Annotated in this window: 14 protein-coding genes and 2 tRNA genes; 3 read left to right on the top strand and 13 right to left on the bottom strand. The window is 71.2% G+C overall.

What is annotated here, in order from left to right; genetic code table 11:
* Positions 1 to 117: 117 nt before the first annotated feature.
* The 3 genes from V3N99_03585 to gltX all read right to left on the bottom strand — a co-directional run bounded on the left by V3N99_03585 (position 118) and on the right by gltX (position 2,007).
* Positions 118 to 193, bottom strand: a tRNA-Glu gene (locus V3N99_03585).
* Positions 194 to 300: 107 nt separating this feature from the next.
* A tRNA-Gln gene (locus tag V3N99_03590) sits at positions 301 to 372 on the bottom strand.
* A gap of 90 nt (positions 373 to 462) precedes the next feature.
* A complete protein-coding gene (gltX, locus tag V3N99_03595; GenBank protein MEO3935823.1) occupies positions 463 to 2,007 on the bottom strand; it encodes a glutamate--tRNA ligase in 1,545 nt (514 codons plus the stop codon).
* On the opposite strand from gltX, the gene V3N99_03600 reads away from it, so the two are divergent.
* Positions 2,006 to 2,170 (top strand): hypothetical protein, encoded by a 165-nt coding sequence (locus V3N99_03600; protein ID MEO3935824.1) that lies wholly within the window; start codon positions 2,006 to 2,008, stop codon positions 2,168 to 2,170. The two genes, gltX and V3N99_03600, sit on opposite strands and share 2 nt — an antisense overlap.
* Positions 2,137 to 2,325 carry a hypothetical protein gene (locus V3N99_03605; GenBank protein MEO3935825.1) on the top strand — a complete coding sequence of 63 codons (189 nt, stop codon included), beginning with the start codon at positions 2,137 to 2,139 and terminating at the stop codon, positions 2,323 to 2,325. Before V3N99_03600 ends, V3N99_03605 begins: the two co-directional genes overlap by 34 nt.
* Before the next feature lie 30 nt (positions 2,326 to 2,355).
* Here V3N99_03605 and V3N99_03610 read toward each other — a convergent pair whose 3' ends face one another.
* Complete coding sequence (locus V3N99_03610; GenBank protein MEO3935826.1) at positions 2,356 to 3,717, bottom strand: C1 family peptidase; 1,362 nt, start codon at positions 3,715 to 3,717, stop codon at positions 2,356 to 2,358.
* A gap of 44 nt (positions 3,718 to 3,761) precedes the next feature.
* Positions 3,762 to 4,544 carry a fumarylacetoacetate hydrolase family protein gene (locus V3N99_03615; protein MEO3935827.1) on the bottom strand — a complete coding sequence of 261 codons (783 nt, stop codon included), beginning with the start codon at positions 4,542 to 4,544 and terminating at the stop codon, positions 3,762 to 3,764.
* Positions 4,545 to 4,679: 135 nt separating this feature from the next.
* Between V3N99_03615 and V3N99_03620 the strand changes: the two genes are divergently transcribed.
* Entirely contained in the window at positions 4,680 to 5,561 is an 882-nt protein-coding gene (locus V3N99_03620; protein ID MEO3935828.1) for a 3-methyladenine DNA glycosylase, read from the top strand.
* A 40-nt stretch (positions 5,562 to 5,601) separates the two neighbouring features.
* Here V3N99_03620 and V3N99_03625 read toward each other — a convergent pair whose 3' ends face one another.
* The 8 genes from V3N99_03625 to V3N99_03660 all read right to left on the bottom strand — a co-directional run bounded on the left by V3N99_03625 (position 5,602) and on the right by V3N99_03660 (position 14,748).
* Positions 5,602 to 6,093 carry a DUF1707 domain-containing protein gene (locus tag V3N99_03625; protein ID MEO3935829.1) on the bottom strand — a complete coding sequence of 164 codons (492 nt, stop codon included), beginning with the start codon at positions 6,091 to 6,093 and terminating at the stop codon, positions 5,602 to 5,604.
* 68 nt (positions 6,094 to 6,161) lie between these two features.
* Positions 6,162 to 7,772 carry a citramalate synthase gene (gene cimA, locus V3N99_03630; protein ID MEO3935830.1) on the bottom strand — a complete coding sequence of 537 codons (1,611 nt, stop codon included), beginning with the start codon at positions 7,770 to 7,772 and terminating at the stop codon, positions 6,162 to 6,164.
* A gap of 326 nt (positions 7,773 to 8,098) precedes the next feature.
* Positions 8,099 to 8,827, bottom strand: a complete 729-nt coding sequence (locus V3N99_03635; GenBank protein ID MEO3935831.1) for a gamma-glutamyl-gamma-aminobutyrate hydrolase family protein — start codon at positions 8,825 to 8,827, stop codon at positions 8,099 to 8,101.
* Positions 8,824 to 9,591 carry a 3-oxoacyl-ACP reductase gene (locus tag V3N99_03640; protein MEO3935832.1) on the bottom strand — a complete coding sequence of 256 codons (768 nt, stop codon included), beginning with the start codon at positions 9,589 to 9,591 and terminating at the stop codon, positions 8,824 to 8,826. Before V3N99_03640 ends, V3N99_03635 begins: the two co-directional genes overlap by 4 nt.
* Positions 9,592 to 9,630: 39 nt before the next feature.
* Positions 9,631 to 11,055 (bottom strand): aldehyde dehydrogenase family protein, encoded by a 1,425-nt coding sequence (locus V3N99_03645; protein ID MEO3935833.1) that lies wholly within the window; start codon positions 11,053 to 11,055, stop codon positions 9,631 to 9,633.
* Entirely contained in the window at positions 11,052 to 12,416 is a 1,365-nt protein-coding gene (locus tag V3N99_03650; protein ID MEO3935834.1) for a glutamine synthetase family protein, read from the bottom strand. The genes V3N99_03645 and V3N99_03650 overlap by 4 nt, the downstream gene beginning before the upstream one ends.
* Positions 12,417 to 12,451: 35 nt before the next feature.
* Positions 12,452 to 13,213 (bottom strand): FCD domain-containing protein, encoded by a 762-nt coding sequence (locus V3N99_03655; protein MEO3935835.1) that lies wholly within the window; start codon positions 13,211 to 13,213, stop codon positions 12,452 to 12,454.
* A complete protein-coding gene (locus V3N99_03660; GenBank protein ID MEO3935836.1) occupies positions 13,210 to 14,748 on the bottom strand; it encodes an amino acid permease in 1,539 nt (512 codons plus the stop codon). Before V3N99_03660 ends, V3N99_03655 begins: the two co-directional genes overlap by 4 nt.
* Positions 14,749 to 14,902: the final 154 nt, after the last annotated feature.

Consider the following 14,902-nt stretch of genomic DNA (forward strand, 5'->3'; position numbering starts at 1 on the left):
GCCCCACCGCAGCGTCACACGCGCGGTTGTGCACCCGATGTGTAGCCGAGCCGACATCGCCCCGCATCCCACGGGATAGCAAAAGGCCGATCCCCCTGTGAGACAAGGGAATCGGCCTGGTAGCCCCGACGGGATTCGAACCCGCGCTACCGCCTTGAGAGGGCGACGTGCTAGGCCGCTACACAACGGGGCCCTAGCTGTGCTCCCGGCACCGTCTCCGGCGCGGGCAACGGAGTAGATCTTACCGTCTGGCAGGACATTCTCCGAATCGTTGCCGTCTGCGTGGAGCGGCGACGAACGCTGGGGTACCAGGACTCGAACCTAGAACAACTGAACCAGAATCAGCCGTGTTGCCAATTACACCATACCCCATGGGGTGTCAACCGGCCTCCGTGGAAGAGGAAGGCGAACCGAGGGCAAACTCTACCGGCCCGCCCACCGGCACCCCAAATCCACCCGTCGTCAGAGCGTGGCGCGCAGAGCCCGCAGACGGGTGAGGGTCGAGGCCTTGCCGAGGATCTCCATCGACTCGAAGAGCGGCGGCGAGACCCGCTGCCCCGAGACCGCCGTGCGCAACGGGCCGAAGGCGAACTTGGGCTTGACGCCCAGGCCCTCGACGATGGCCGCTCGGAGCGCCGCCTCGATGGCCTCCGCGGCAAAGCTGGCGTCAGAGCCGAGCGGACCTCCGTGCTCGTCGGGCAGGGCCTCCACGGCGTCGATGGCGGCGTCGAGCACCCGCGGGGCGTCGTCGTTCAGCTGGGCGCGGGCGTCGGCGGCGACCTCGAGCACGTCGTCGGCGACGAAGAACGGGCGTACGAGCGGAGTGGCCTCCGTGAGCAGCACCATGCGGGTCTGGATGAGGGCGGTGACCTGCTCGAGCCGGCCCAGCTCGCCCAGGGACGGCGAGTCGCCGAGGACGCCGTCGCGCTGGAGGAAGGGCAGCACCCGCGAGGCCAGCTCCCGGGTCTCGAGCTCACGCACGTAGACGCCGTTGAGCCAGCCCAGCTTGTCGAGGTTGAAGACCGACCCGGCCGGGTTGACGTCCTTCCACGTGAAGCGCTGGGAGAACTCCGCGAAGGTGAAGACCTCGCGCTCGGTGCCGTCGGCCTCGAGAATCGGCGGATATCCTTGCAGCGCAAGGAAGTTGACGAGCGCCTCGGGCAGATAACCCTGCTCACGGAACCACGTGAGCCGCGCCCACGGGCTCTTGCGCTTGGAGATCTTGGCCTTCTTCTCGTCACGCAGCAGCGGGAAGTGCGCGAAGCGAGGCGGCTCGAGACCGAACCAGCGGTAGAGCAGCAGGTGCTTGGGGGTCGACGAGATCCACTCCTGACCGCGCACCACGTGGGTGATGCCCATCTCGTGGTCGTCGACGACGACGGCCAGGTGGTAGGTCGGGAAGCCGTCGGCCTTGAGCAGCACCTGGTCGTCGGGGTGCGGGGCCTTGGTGGGCCCCATGATGAGGTCGTCGAAGACGAGCTCGACATCGTCGGGCACCTGCATCCGCACCACGGGCGTCTCGCTGAAGCCGGGCAGCAGGGCCCGCTCCTCGCGCGTCTTGCCCAGGCACATCCGGTCGTAGCCGGTCGGCTCCTTGGCCTTCTGCTGGATCTCGCGCATCGTCGTCAGCCGCTCGCCGGAGCACCAGCACAGGTAGGCCTTGCCCTCGGCGAGGAGGCGGTCGGCATACGGCCGGTAGTGGTCGAGCCGCTCGCTCTGCCGGTAGGGCGCGACGGGGCCACCGATGTCGGGGCCCTCGTCCCACGTCAGGCCCAGCCAGCGCAGGGTGTCGTAGAGCTGGCTCTCGCTGTCGGCCTGGAAGCGAGCGCGGTCGGTGTCCTCGATGCGCAGCAGGAAGGTACCGCCCTGCTGCCGCGCGAAGGCCAGGTCGAACATCGCCATGTAGGCCGTGCCGACGTGCGGGTCGCCCGTGGGCGACGGGGCCACCCGCAGTCGTGGGGCGGACGGCGGGACGGGGCTCGTGGGGCTGCTCGGTGCGTCGCTCATGGTGGAGCCAGCCTACTGGCGCGGCGCCACCGGCCGGCTGGTCGCCGCCTCGATGGTGCTCGACGCGGCGTGGCCGCTGGTCACCCAGCGGGGCTGGATCTGGGTCAGCGTCGCCGTCATCGTCGCCTGGTGGCCGTGCTCGGCGAGCTCGTCCGGCGACTGACGACCACGCCCCGCACCACCACCGGCCGAACCGCCACGGCCGAGGTCACCGCCGTGGTCGCCGCCGCCGTGGTGGTCGGGGCAGCCGTGCGCTGGCACGTCGGCTCCCCCGCCGCCGACGTGTCCTTCGTGCCGGCGAGCGCCCGGCGGGCCTGAAGGCAGAGCCCCCGGCCCGCCGACCTCCCGTCAGCGGGCGAGGGCGCCCATCGGGTCCCACGCCGGTAGCACCAGGGGCTCGTCGTCGAGGTGGGCCCTCAGCTCCTCCGGGAGGGCGTCGCGCCGGACGGCGATCTCGAAGACGTGCTCGGCGAACCAGCTGTCGTTCATCGTGAAGAAGCCCTTGTCGGCGTCCTTCTCGCCCCAGCTGTTCTCGACCCGCCAGCGTCGGGCCACCGGCTCGCCGCCCTCGGCGTCCTCGCCGCCCACCACGTCCACCCCCGTCAGCAGCATCGCGTGGGTCATCATCGTGGCCCCGTGCAGCAGCCGGTCGGCCTTGGGCAGGTCGGTCGTCGTGCCGTAGACCGCGTCGTAGTCGTAGAGCGCCGCGTCCCAGACCCCGGTCTCCTTCTCGTACATCTGGTCGACGTCGCAGCCGAACCACACCGGCTCCCCGGCGACGATGGTCTCGCGAGCCAGCCGCTTGATCAGGTCGATCTCGACGTTGAGGTAGGTCACGGGCGGTGCGTCGAGCACGTTGCCCAGGAACTCGACGGTGAAGGAACGCCCGCGGGGGCTCGACGCCCGCGGGTCGTCGACGAGGCTGACGTAGTCGTCGAGCGGCACGGTGACATAGCGCGCGGCGAACTCCTGCGGGGTGAGCACGCCGTCGCGGTGGAAGGCCTTGTCCTTGTCACGCCACTGCCAGTCGACGGTCTCGGGTGGGGTGCCGAGGTGGAGGGACAGCATCCGGTGCACGGTCGAGAGCACGGCCGACTTCGCCTCGCGGAGCTGGTCGACGTCGTCGCCGGCGGCCGCACGGGCCCGCAGGTCGCGGGCCGCCTGTCGCAGCACGCTGGTGAGGTCGCGGTTCATCTGGCGGGTGCTGGAGGAGGCGACCGTCTCGGGCATCGACGACTTCGGCACGAGGCCGTACTTGCGCACGAGGGCGACGAACATGTTCCACTGCCCACCATCACCCGTCGGGTCGGTCATCAGGTGGGTCACCGTGCGGTCACCGACGTCGCGCGACGCGGTCTCGATCACCGCCTCGAGCCAGAAGTTGGCCTTCTCGAGCTTGTCCCAGAAAAGCAGGTGGTTCTGGCTGAACTCGAAGTCCTTGACGCCCAGCCGCTCGGCCGCCCCGACACGCAGCAGGTTCAGCCCGGCGAAGAGCCAGCATCGCCCGCTCTGCTTCTGGTTGGTGACCGACCAGTCGTCGAGCTGGTGCGACATCGTGCGCTGCGCCGAGACGAGCACGTCGTGGTCGAGCGCGACGGCGTCGACCTGGTTGCGGGTGAGGGCGTTCTGCAGCAGCTTGTGCCGCGGGTCGGCGGCCAGCTGCTTCGACAGCTGCTCGAGGTCCTGCGCGGTCAGCGATCCGTTGCTCATGCGAACCACGGTAGCCCCCCGCGGCCCGGCGCGCGCGCGAGGGATCAGCGGCGCAGGAAGGGGTTGTCGAGCGTGCCGATGCCCTCGATCTCCACCGAGACGCGCTGGCCGGACAGGACCGGGCCGACCCCGGCCGGTGTGCCGGTGAGGATCACGTCGCCCGGGAGCAGGGTGAAGGCCGACGACGCATACGAGACGAGCTGGGCCACCCCGAAGACCAGGTCGGCGGTCGTGCCGTCCTGCACGACCTCGCCGTCGAGCCGGGTCGTCAGCCGCAGGTCGCTCGGGTCGAGCTCGGTCTCGATCCACGGCCCGAGCGGCTTCGAGGTGTCGAAGCCCTTGGCCCGTGACCACTGGCCGTCGCTCGTCTGCAGGTCGCGGGCAGTGACGTCGTTGGCCACCGTGTAGCCCCAGATGCAGGCGCCCGCGTCCTCGACCCGCACGTCCTTGCAGATCTTGCCGATGACGACCGCGAGCTCACCCTCGTAGTGGATGGTGTCGCTGGCCGCCAGCATCACGACGGGGTCACCGGGCCCGATGACGGCGGTGTTGGGCACGAGGAACATCAGCGGCTCGTCGGGCAGCTCTCCGCCCATCTCGGCCGCGTGGTCGGCGTAGTTCTTGCCGATGCCGATGACCTTGCTGCGCGGGATGACCGGCGCGAGCAGCCGCACCTCCTCGAGCGGCACGCTCGAGCCGCCGGGGGCGGGCACGATGCCGACGTAGAGCGGGTCCCCCTGCAGCGGGTGCACGACCTCGCTGCCCGGCTCGCCCTCGACGACGCCGTACGACGGGTCGTCACCGGTGGTGTACCTCGCGATGCGCATGCCCCCACCCTAGAGCGGCCCCGACCTCAATTGACGCAGCGTCGAGGCAGTCGAGGCATGCAGCTCCTGGCGTCAACTGCGTCGACGCTGCGTCGAGTCGCGCCCGGGGTCCGTACGATCGGGTGGGTGAGCAGGGTGGTCGAGGGCGTCGAGGTGCGGCCGCAGGAGCAGTGGCGCCCGGATGAAGCCGCCCACGCGGCCCGCGTCGACGACGCCACCTGCGCCCACCGCACGCGGCGCAGCGACGGCCGCGCGCACCCGGTGGAGGACTTCCTCTTCACCTACTACAACCACAAGCCGTCGCACCTGCGGCGGTGGCACCCGGGTGTCGGCGTCGCCCTCGCCGGGGCCTGCGCCGACGAGCGCGCGACCTGGCGGTTCATGCGCGTCGACGGTGACACCGTCACCCTCGACACGGACGCGTTCCTCGCCGTCCGGGGCGCCAGCGTGGGCTTCGTGCGCGAGCTGCTCGGCCGCACGCTCGGGCGTCCGGCCCACCTCGGCTGCTTCGGTCTGCACGAGTGGGCGATGGCCTACCGGCTGCGGCCCGACGAGCAGCGACACGCCGACTGGCCACTGCGCCTCGGCGCCGAGGGCACCGACGCCGTGGTCGAGAGCCACCCGGTGACCTGCTCGCACATCGACGCCTACCGCTTCTTCACCCCCGAGGCGGTCCCGCTCAACACGCTGCGCCCGACCCGCGAGACCCAGGCCGCCATGGAGCAGCCGGGCTGCCTCCATGCCGGGATGGACGTCTACAAGTGGGCCTACAAGCTGACCCCGGCCGTGCCCTCCGACCTGGTCATGGACTGCTTCGACCTGGCCCGAGAGATCCGCGAGCTCGACATGCGGGCGGCGCCCTACGACCTCAGCGAGCTGGGCTACGCGCCCGTGCGCATCGAGACGCGAGAGGGCAGGGCGGCCTACGTCGCCGCCCAGCGGGCCTTCGCAGAGCGGTCCAATGCGCTGCGTCGGCGTCTGCTCGTCGTGTGCGACACCCTGCTCGCCGTCGGGTGACCGCCGACGACGGAACCCGGGCGCCCGCCGGCGGCGGTGGTCAGCGGCTCCGCCGACGACCGCGGTGTCGGTCTCGCTCGTGCCCACCGTGGTGGGTCCCGAGCAGGGTGTAGGCGATGGGGACGAGCAGGAAGAAGTACCAGCTCTTCGTCAGGAAGAACAACAGGGTCGCGACCAGCGGCACGAGCGTCGACATCGCGCCGCGGTTGCGGGCCACCCAGGAGGTCCCCTCCTGCGCCGTCGTCGCCACGGGGGCGGCAGGTGCGACCACCGGATGGCTCGCGGGGGTCGGCCCGCCGGCCGCCACCCCCGGCTCGCCCGGCAGGTCGGCGAAGAGCACGTCGAGATCACCGCGGGTGGTCGCGGAGAAGGCTGCCGTCGTGCGGCGCTCGTGCTCCGCGGGGTCGAGCCGCCCGGCCCGCCACTGCTCGCCGAGGCCCGCGATCGCCGCCTGGCGCTCGGCGTCACCGACGCGCAGCGCGGCATACGGGGTGCGGCTCGTGGTGGGCTGGTGCTCGTCGGCCTGGCTCATGCGCCCATCCTGACCGGCCCACCGGGCCGGCGCCGATGACACCCGTCACGATCGTGCGCCGACACCCGTCAGCGCAGCGGCACCCCGTGGCGGTGAAGGCCGTAGGTGATGCCGTCGGCGAGCGCCTGCCACGACGCCTCCACGATGTTGGCGGCGACACCGAGCGTCTGCCACGACGTCTCGCCGTCGGCGGTCTCGATGAGCACGCGCGTGATCGCGTCGGTGCCGTGCGACGCGTCGAGGATGCGCACGCGGAAGTCGATGAGCTCGAGCCGCTCGAGCTCGGGGTAGACCGCGGCGAGCGCCTGGCGCAGCGCGTGGTCGAGGGCGTTCACCGGCCCGTTGCCCTCTCCCGTCGCGACCGAGCGGAGGCCGCCGGCGACCACCTTGACCGTCGCCTCCGACAGCGCCTCGTCGCCGCCGCGGGCGTCGGTGATGACCCGCCACGACTCGACGGCGAAGTAGTCGAGCGAACCGGGGTGCACCGTGCGGCGCAGCAGCAGCTCGAACGACGCGTCGGCGGCGTCGAAGGTGTAGCCCCGGAGCTCGAGGTCCTTGACGTGCGCGAGCAGGTCGACGACGACCTGCGGCCGGTCCGACAGGTCGATGCCCGACTCTCGTGCCTTCATCTCGATGCTGGCCCGACCGGCCATGTCGGAGATCAGCATCCGCATGGTGTTGCCGACTGCGGCCGGGTCGGTGTGCTGGTAGAGGTCCGGGTCGACCTTGAGGGCACTCGCGTGCAGACCGGCCTTGTGCGCGAAGGCGCTCGCCCCCACATACGGCTGCCGGCTGTAGGGCGGGACCGTGGTCACCTCGCTGATGGCGTGCGCCAGACGGGTCGCGTCGCGCAGGCGCTCGGGGGGCAGCAGGTCGTGACCGAGCTTGAGCTGCAGGTTGCTCACGACGGTGAGCAGGTCGGCGTTGCCGGTGCGCTCGCCATAGCCGTTGACGGTGCCCTGCACGTGCGTGGCACCGGCCGCGACCGCAGCCATCGAGTTGGCCACGGCGCACCCGGTGTCGTTGTGGCAGTGGATACCGACGCGCGCCGAGGTGGCGGCGAGGACGTCGGCGACGACGTCCTCGATCTGGGCTGGGAGCATGCCACCGTTGGTGTCGCAGAGGGCGACCACCTCGGCTCCGGCCTCGGCGGCCACCCGCAGCGTCTCGAGCGCGTAGGCGCGGTCGGCCCGGTAGCCGTCGAAGAAGTGCTCGGCGTCGAGGAAGACCCGGCGGCCCTCACCCCGCAGGAAGGAGACCGTGTCGCGGATCATCGCGAGGTTCTCCTCCGCGGTGGTGCGCAGGGCCTCGTGCACGTGTCGCAGGTGGGTCTTGGCGACGAGGGTCACGACCGAGGCCTGCGAGTCGAGCAGGGCCCGCACCTGGGGGTCGTCGGAGGCCCGGGAGCCGGCTCGCCGGGTGGCGCCGAACGCGGTCAGCGTCGCCGTGCGCAGGTCGAGCTCGGCGGCGGCGCGCGCGAAGAACTCGGTGTCCTTGGGGTTGGCTCCCGGCCAACCCCCCTCGATGAAGCCCACGCCCAGCTCGTCGAGGTGCCGGGCGATCGTCAGCTTGTCGGCGACCGAGAGGTTGAGACCCTCCTGCTGCGCACCGTCGCGCAGGGTCGTGTCGTAGACGTGCAGGCCGGCGAGGGCGGGCGGGGTGGCCGACGTGACGGACATGGGTGCTCTTTCGTCGCGAGAAGGCGCGGGGCGCCCGGGCCGACGAGGCCCTCCCTGTCGCTGCCGCCCGTCCGGGGGTGATGGCCGGGCAACAAAAAGACCTCCCGGGTCAGGGAGGTCTGCGCGACGAGGAGGGTCTCGTCGCGCTAGCCGATAATGAGCGAGGGGGTCACCCTGGCGGCTTCGGTCATCACCCGGTCACTGTGCCACGGCTGTGCCACCAGATGGGACGACTGTCTCATCATGTGGTCACTCCGTCATCTCGTGCTGTGCGCGTCCGCGCCGCCGCTGGCTCTAGCCCTCCGCGACGCGGACGCAGCGACGGGTCAGGGTCGTCGCGATGCCACCTCGCCTGCCGCTGCGACGAGGGCCCGGAAGATGCGAGGGTCGTCGCCGACCTCGGGGTGCCATTGCACCGCCACCCGGAACTGCTGCTGCGGATCCTCGAAGGCCTCGAGGGTGCCGTCGGGGGCCCAGGCGGCCGGCTGGTAGCCGGGGTGGCTCAGCACCCCCTGGTGGTGGTACGACGGCACGTCGAGACCCCCACCGACGGCCTGCGCGAGCCGGGTGCCGTCAACCGTCGTCACCGCGTGGGAGGCGTAGGCCCCGGGTGCGCCGGCGTGCTCGACCACCCCGGCCCGGTCAGGCAGGTGCTGCTCGAGCTCGCCCCCGGCGGCAACGGCCATCACCTGCATGCCCCGGCAGATCCCCAGCACCGGCAGGTCGCGGGTCGCGCTCGCCCGGGCCAGCCGCAGCTCGAGCTCGTCGCGGTCGGGGCGCGGAGCCTGCACCGCGGGGTGGGGGGTCGCGCCGTACCTCGCGGGGTCGACGTCGGGGCCCCCGGCGATCACCAGCCCATCGAGGCGCCCGAGCACCTCGTGGGCGAGCGCGTCGTCCGCGTCCTCGCGCGGTGGCACGAGCACCACGACGGCTCCCGCGGCCTCGAGCTGGCGCACGTAGACATACGGCAGCAGGGCCGCGGGCACCTGCGACCAGACTCCCCACGACGCCGGCTCGACGTAGGTCGTGACCCCGATGACCGGTCGCGTCGTCACAGCGGCGTGACGTAGGCGCCCGCGATCCCTCCGTCGACCAGGAACTGCGAGGCGGTGACGAAGCTCGAGTCGTCACTGGCCAGGAAGAGCACCGCCCCCGCGATCTCGTCGGGGTCGGCGAAGCGGCCCATCGGGATGTGCACGAGCCGTCGCGCCGCCCGCTCGGGGTCGGACGCGAAGAGCTCGCGCAGCAGGGGCGTGTCGACCGGCCCAGGGCACAGCGCGTTGACGCGCACCCCCTGCCGGGCGAACTGCACCCCGAGCTCGCGCGACATCGACAGCACCCCACCCTTGCTCGCGGTGTAGGAGATCTGCGAGGTCGCGGCTCCCATCACCGCCACGAAGGACGCCGTGTTGATGATCGACCCCTTCCCCTGCTCGAGCATGTAGGGCAGGGCCGCCTTGCAGCACAGGTAGACGCTGGTGAGGTTGACCTCCTGCACCCTGCGCCAGGCCTCGAGGTCGGTCGTGAGGATCGAGTCGTCCTCCGGCGGTGAGATGCCCGCGTTGTTGAAGGCGATGTCGACGCTGCCCCACGTCTGCCTGGCCGTCGCGAAGAGCGCCTCCACGTCGTCCGGCGAGGTGACGTCGCAGCGCACGTAGGTGCCCGACACCTCCTGCGCGACCTGCGGCCCGGTCTGCTCGTCGAGGTCGCCCACGACGACGTGGGCCCCCTCCTGCGCGAAGCGTCGGACCGTCGCCAGACCGATGCCGCTGCATCCTCCGGTGACGACGGCCACGCGGCCCTCGAGGCGTCCTGCCATGTCGTTCGTTCTCCCTGCTCGTGTGGTGCGGATGGTGTCTCAGGAATCGGTGGCGATGAAGACGTTCTTCACCTCGGAGAAGGCCTCGAGCGCGTCGGGCCCGAGCTCGCGCCCGATACCCGAGGCCTTCATCCCCCCGAAGGGCGTGGAGTAGCGCACGGCACTGTGCGAGTTGACCGACAGGTTGCCGGCCTCGACGCCACGGGCCACCCGCAGGGCGCGACCGATGTCGCGGGTCCAGATCGACCCCGCCAGCCCGTATGCCGTGTCGTTCGCCTTCGCGACGGCGTCGGCCTCGTCGTCGAAGGGCAGGACCGCGACGACGGGTCCGAAGACTTCCTCGCGCCACACCCGGTCGCTCGTGGAGCGGGGCAGCACGACGGTCGCGGGATACCAGAAGCCCTCTCCTGCAGGCGCTTCGCCCCGGAAGGCGATGTCGACCGGCTCGTGCGCGTCCTCGACGAAGGACCGCACCCGCTCGCGCTGCCCGGCACTGATCAGGGGGCCCATCTCGGTGCTCTCGGCCCCCGGGTCGGCGACGACGACCCCCTTGACGGCCGGCTCCAGCAGCTCGAGGAACCGGTCGTAGACGCTGGCCTGCACCAGGATCCGGCTGCGGGCGCAGCAGTCCTGCCCGGCGTTGTCGAAGACGCCGTAGGGCGCCGTGGCCGCGGCCTTCTCGAGGTCGGCGTCGGCGAAGACGATGTTCGCGCTCTTGCCCCCGAGCTCGAGCGTGACCTTCTTGACCTGCTCGGCGGCCCCCCGCATGATCCCCTGGCCGACCACGGTGCTGCCCGTGAAGCAGACCTTGCGGACCGCCGGGTGCGTGACCAGCCGGTGACCCACGACCGGCCCCGCGCCCGGCAGCACGGTGAAGACACCCTCGGGGACGCCCGCCTCGAGGGCCAGCTCTCCCAGACGCATCGCGGTGAGGGGGGTGAGCTCGGCGGGCTTCAGCACCACGGTGTTGCCGGCGGCGAGGGCCGGCGCGAAGCCCCAGCCCGCGACCGGCATGGGGAAGTTCCACGGCACGATGATCCCGACCGTGCCGAGCGGCTCGTGGAAGGTGAGGTCGATCCCCCCGGCCACGGGGATCTGGCGGCCGAAGTTGCGCTCCGGGGCGGCCGAGAAGTAGGTCAGGACGTCGCGCACGTTGCCCGCCTCCCAGCGGGCGTTGCCGATGGTGTGCCCGGCGTTGGTCACCTCGAGCTGCGCCAGCTCCTCGAGGTGGGAGTCGACGAGGTCGGCGAAGCGCCGCAGCAGCCGCCCGCGGTCTGCGGGGGCGACGGCCCGCCAGGCCGGCCCGGCCGCGTCGGCGCGCGCGATCACCGCGTCGGTCTCCTCGAGACCGGCCAGGTGCACCGAGGTGACGAGGCTCTCGGTCGCGGGGTTGACGACGTCGTACGACGTGCCGCCTGCGGCGTTCGGGCCGGTGCTCCCGCCGGTGGTGGTGGTGGTGCTCACAGGCGCTCGAACCCCCTGACCCGCTCCCAGTCGGTGACGGTGGCCGAGAAGGCGGCCAGCTCGACGTCGGCGGCGTTGACGTAGTGGTCGACGACGTCGTCGCCGAAGACCTCACGGGCCAGGGCCGACCCGGCGAACCGGTCGCGGGCGGCAGCCAGGCTGCCCGGCACGTGCGGCTTGTCGCTGACGTAGGCGTTGCCGACCATCTCCGGCTCGAGTGGCAGCTGCTCCCGGATGCCGTGCAACCCGCCGGCGAGCATGCCGGCGACCGCGAGATAGGGGTTGACGTCGCCCCCGGGCAACCGGTTCTCCACCCGAAGCCCCGCCCCGTGACCCACCACGCGCAGGGCGCAGGTGCGGTTGTCGCTGCCCCAGGCCACGGCAGTCGGGGCGAACGACCCGGCCTGGAAGCGCTTGTAGGAGTTCACGTTGGGAGCGTAGAGGAGGGTGAAGTCCTGCATGGTGGCCTGGACTCCAGCGATGAAGTGCTCGAACATGGCACTGCGCCCGCCCTCACGCTGCTCGTCGGCGAAGACCATCGAGCCGTCGACGCCCCGCAGCGACAGGTGGATGTGGCAGGAGTTGCCCTCGCGCTGGTCGTACTTCGCCATGAAGGTCAGTGACTGGCCGTGCCTGGCGGCGAGCTCCTTCGCGGCCGTCTTGTAGATCACGTGGTTGTCGCAGGTGCGCACGACCTCGTCGTACTTGAAGGCGATCTCGTGCTGGCCGAGGTTGCACTCCCCCTTGGCGCTCTCGACCGTGACACCGGCGGCGTACATCTCGTTGCGGATCTCGCGGAGCAGGGGCTCGACCTTCGTGCCACCGAGGATCGAGTAGTCGACGTTGTAGCGGTTGGCACCGGTGAGCCCGTGGTACCTCCGGTCCCAGGCCTGCTCGTAGGTGTCCTCGAAGAGGATGAACTCGAGCTCGGTGCCGGCGTGGGCGACGGTCCCGAGCGCCGCCGCTGCGTCCACCTGCGCCTTGAGCACCGAGCGCGGCGACGGCCGCACCGGCCCGCTCCCGTCGAGCCACGACAGGTCGCACTGCACGGTGGCGGAGTAGGGCTGCCCGGGGGTGCGGCGCAGGGTCGTGAGGTCGAGGTCGAACATCATGTCGCCGTAACCCTTCTCCCAGGACGAGATCGCGTAGCCGTCGACGGTGTTCATGTCCACGTCGACCGCGAGCAGGTAGTTGCATCCCTCGGTGCCGTGCGGCAGGACGCTGTCGAGGAAGAACGCCCCGTGGATGCGCTTGCCCTGCAGACGGCCCTGCACGTCGGTGAAGGCGACGACGACCGTGTCGACCGCGCCGGACTCGATGTCGGTGCGTAGCTGACCCAGCGTCAGCAGTTGGTGCGGCATGGAGGGCTCCTGGGGGTGGGGTGGGGGAAGGGGGGTCATCCGAGCAGCCCGCGCAGCAGGGCGGACGTTGCGTCGCAGTGCTCCTCCATCGCCGTCCTGGCGGCCTCGGCATCGGCGGCGAGGACGGCGTCGACGACCTGCTGGTGCTGGGCGTCGGAGTGGGCGATGTTGCGGGGCAGCACAGGGATCGCCGTCAGGAGCTCGTGCAGCGCGGCCTGGGCCCGGGTGACGGCCTCGATGAGCATCGGTGAGCCCGAGAGGGTGGCGACGGCCAGGTGCAGGCGGGAGTCGGCCAGCCGGTGGGCGGTGGGCTCGCTGGAGCGGGCCGTCTCCTGCAGCGCCTCGCAGAGCCAGCCCCGCTGGTCGGCCGACAGCGGCTGACGGGCGGCGAGGGCGGCGGCACCGGGCTCGACGACGCGACGGAACTCCAGGGCGTCGGCGAGCGCCGCTCCACGCCGCCCGACGATGCCACCGGCCGGCCGGTGGGAGGCGATGTGCGGCCCCTCGTAGACCACCACGCTGCCACCTCCCCGACCTCGTCTCGTCGTCACCAGGCCCGACTGCCGCAGCGCCGCGATGGCCTCGCGCAGGGTGACCCGGCTGACCCCGAGCCGCTCGGCCAGCTCGCGCTCCGGGGGCAGCTGTTCCCCGCGGGCGAAGACGCCCAGCCGCACCGCGGTCGCCAGCTGCTCGACCGTGGACTCGAAGGTGTTGGTCGTGACCGGCCGCAGGACGGCGTCGGAGAGCCAGTGCCCGGCCGGGCCTCCCGACCCGTCGACCGCCTGCAGGTGCGTCATCCCAGCAGCTTCTCCGCCGGCATGGTGTCGTGGCCCGCGGGGACCTCGCGCATGAAGTGGTGACGCCCGACGAGCACCCACATCACTGCAGCGAAGAGGAGGACGACGAGGACGGCGATCGGGGCGTAGTTGAAGGTGTCGTCACCGAACGTGCCCGGGGCGTAGGCCGGCAGCATGAAGAGGATGACGATGAAGACGACCCAGACGATGGCGACCCACCCGATGACCGTGCTCCAGCGGCCGAGGGTCCACGGTCCGTCGCGGAACTCGGGGTTGAGCCGGCGCAGGAGGATCGGCGCGGCATACGCGATGTAGAGCCCGATGACGGCGATGGACGTGACCGCGAAGAAGGCGACCGTCGTCTTGAGCGCGGGCAGCGTGAGCACGATCGAGCAGCCAACGCACAGCCAGATCGAGTTGGTGGGGGTGCCCGAGCGGGGGTTGACCTGGGCCCACAGACGCGACCCCGGGAGGGCGCCGTCGCGCGAGAACGCATACGACATGCGGGAGTTCGCGGTCACCGACGCCATACCGCAGAAGAACTGGGCGACGGCGCAGATGAGCAGCAGGATCTTGCCCAGGGAGCTGCCAGCGGCGTCGATGAAGATCTGCGCCGGGGGGAGGCCGGTCGCCGAGCCGCGCTCGGCGGCGTAGTCCTGAATGGCCGCCGTGACGGCGATGAGCAGCACCCAGCCGGCGATGATCGAGACCCACACGGAGCGCACGATGCCCTTGGGTGCCTCGACGGCGGCCCCCTTGGTCTCCTCGGCGATGTGGGCCGACGCGTCGTAGCCGGTGAAGGTGTACTGCGCGAGCAGGAGCCCGATGAGGAAGACGTAGACCGGGTTGGTGAAGCCCGTCTCGTTGGCGGTCGAGGTGAAGGTCCAGCTGATCGACTGGTGCTTGTCGGGCACCACGGCCAGGACCACCACGATCACCGCGACCCCACCCAGGTGCCACCAGGCGCTGATGTTGGACAGCAGGCGCACGAGGTTGACGCCGAAGGTGTTGAGCAGACCGTGCAGGCCGATGATGATCACGAAGGCGACGAAGGTGCTCGTCAGCGAGACCTCGAGGCCGAAGACGAGGTTGAGCAGGGCCATCCACGTGATGGCCGCGCCGTAGTCGATCGCCGCCGTGACGGCGACCTCACCGAGGAAGTTGAACCACCCGACGTACCACGCCCAGTGGCGCTTGCCGCGCACGGCGAGCCGGCCGGCCCAGAAGTAGAGCCCGCCCGCTGTGGGGTAGGACGAGCAGATCTCCGCCATCGCCAGAGCGACGCAGAGCACGAAGACGCCGACGAGTGGCCAGCCGAGCGTGATGGCCATCGGCCCGCCGGCGTCCATCCCGAGGTAGAAGGTCGTGATGCAGCCGGAGAGGACGGAGATGATGGAGAAGGAGACGGCGAAGTTGGAGAAGCCGCTCATCCCGCGGTGGAGCTCTTGCTTGTAGCCGAGGGCGGCGAGGGTGGCCTCGTCGTCGTGCTCGGGCCGGGAGGAGTCGGAGGGTGCGGTGCTGGGGGTCGCGCTCACGATGGGAACCTCGAGTCGTCTGGGATCGGGTCGGTCCGCCGTCCCCGGATGGCGTGGGTCACAGCGAACACCACCGAGGTCCCCACGTCAATGGTCTGGATGCAGACCTTTGGGCGTGACCCCAATGTCACTTGTTTCTGCGGTGCGGAGACTG

This window comes from Dermatophilaceae bacterium Soc4.6, from assembly GCA_039889245.1.
Classification (GTDB): Bacteria; Actinomycetota; Actinomycetes; order Actinomycetales; family Dermatophilaceae; genus Lapillicoccus.

What these genes read in the sequence shown, in the direction of transcription:
- cimA (MEO3935830.1), bottom strand. Translation starts at nt 7,772, where the DNA reads ATGTCCGTCACGTCGGCCACCCCGCCCGCCCTCGCCGGCCTGCACGTC.
- V3N99_03610 (MEO3935826.1), bottom strand. Translation starts at nt 3,717, where the DNA reads ATGAGCAACGGATCGCTGACCGCGCAGGACCTCGAGCAGCTGTCGAAG.
- V3N99_03640 (MEO3935832.1), bottom strand. Translation starts at nt 9,591, where the DNA reads ATGGCAGGACGCCTCGAGGGCCGCGTGGCCGTCGTCACCGGAGGATGC.
- V3N99_03650 (MEO3935834.1), bottom strand. Translation starts at nt 12,416, where the DNA reads ATGCCGCACCAACTGCTGACGCTGGGTCAGCTACGCACCGACATCGAG.
- V3N99_03615 (MEO3935827.1), bottom strand. Translation starts at nt 4,544, where the DNA reads ATGCGCATCGCGAGGTACACCACCGGTGACGACCCGTCGTACGGCGTC.
- V3N99_03600 (MEO3935824.1), top strand. Translation starts at nt 2,006, where the DNA reads ATGGTGGAGCCAGCCTACTGGCGCGGCGCCACCGGCCGGCTGGTCGCC.
- gltX (MEO3935823.1), bottom strand. Translation starts at nt 2,007, where the DNA reads ATGAGCGACGCACCGAGCAGCCCCACGAGCCCCGTCCCGCCGTCCGCC.
- V3N99_03625 (MEO3935829.1), bottom strand. Translation starts at nt 6,093, where the DNA reads ATGAGCCAGGCCGACGAGCACCAGCCCACCACGAGCCGCACCCCGTAT.
- V3N99_03655 (MEO3935835.1), bottom strand. Translation starts at nt 13,213, where the DNA reads ATGACGCACCTGCAGGCGGTCGACGGGTCGGGAGGCCCGGCCGGGCAC.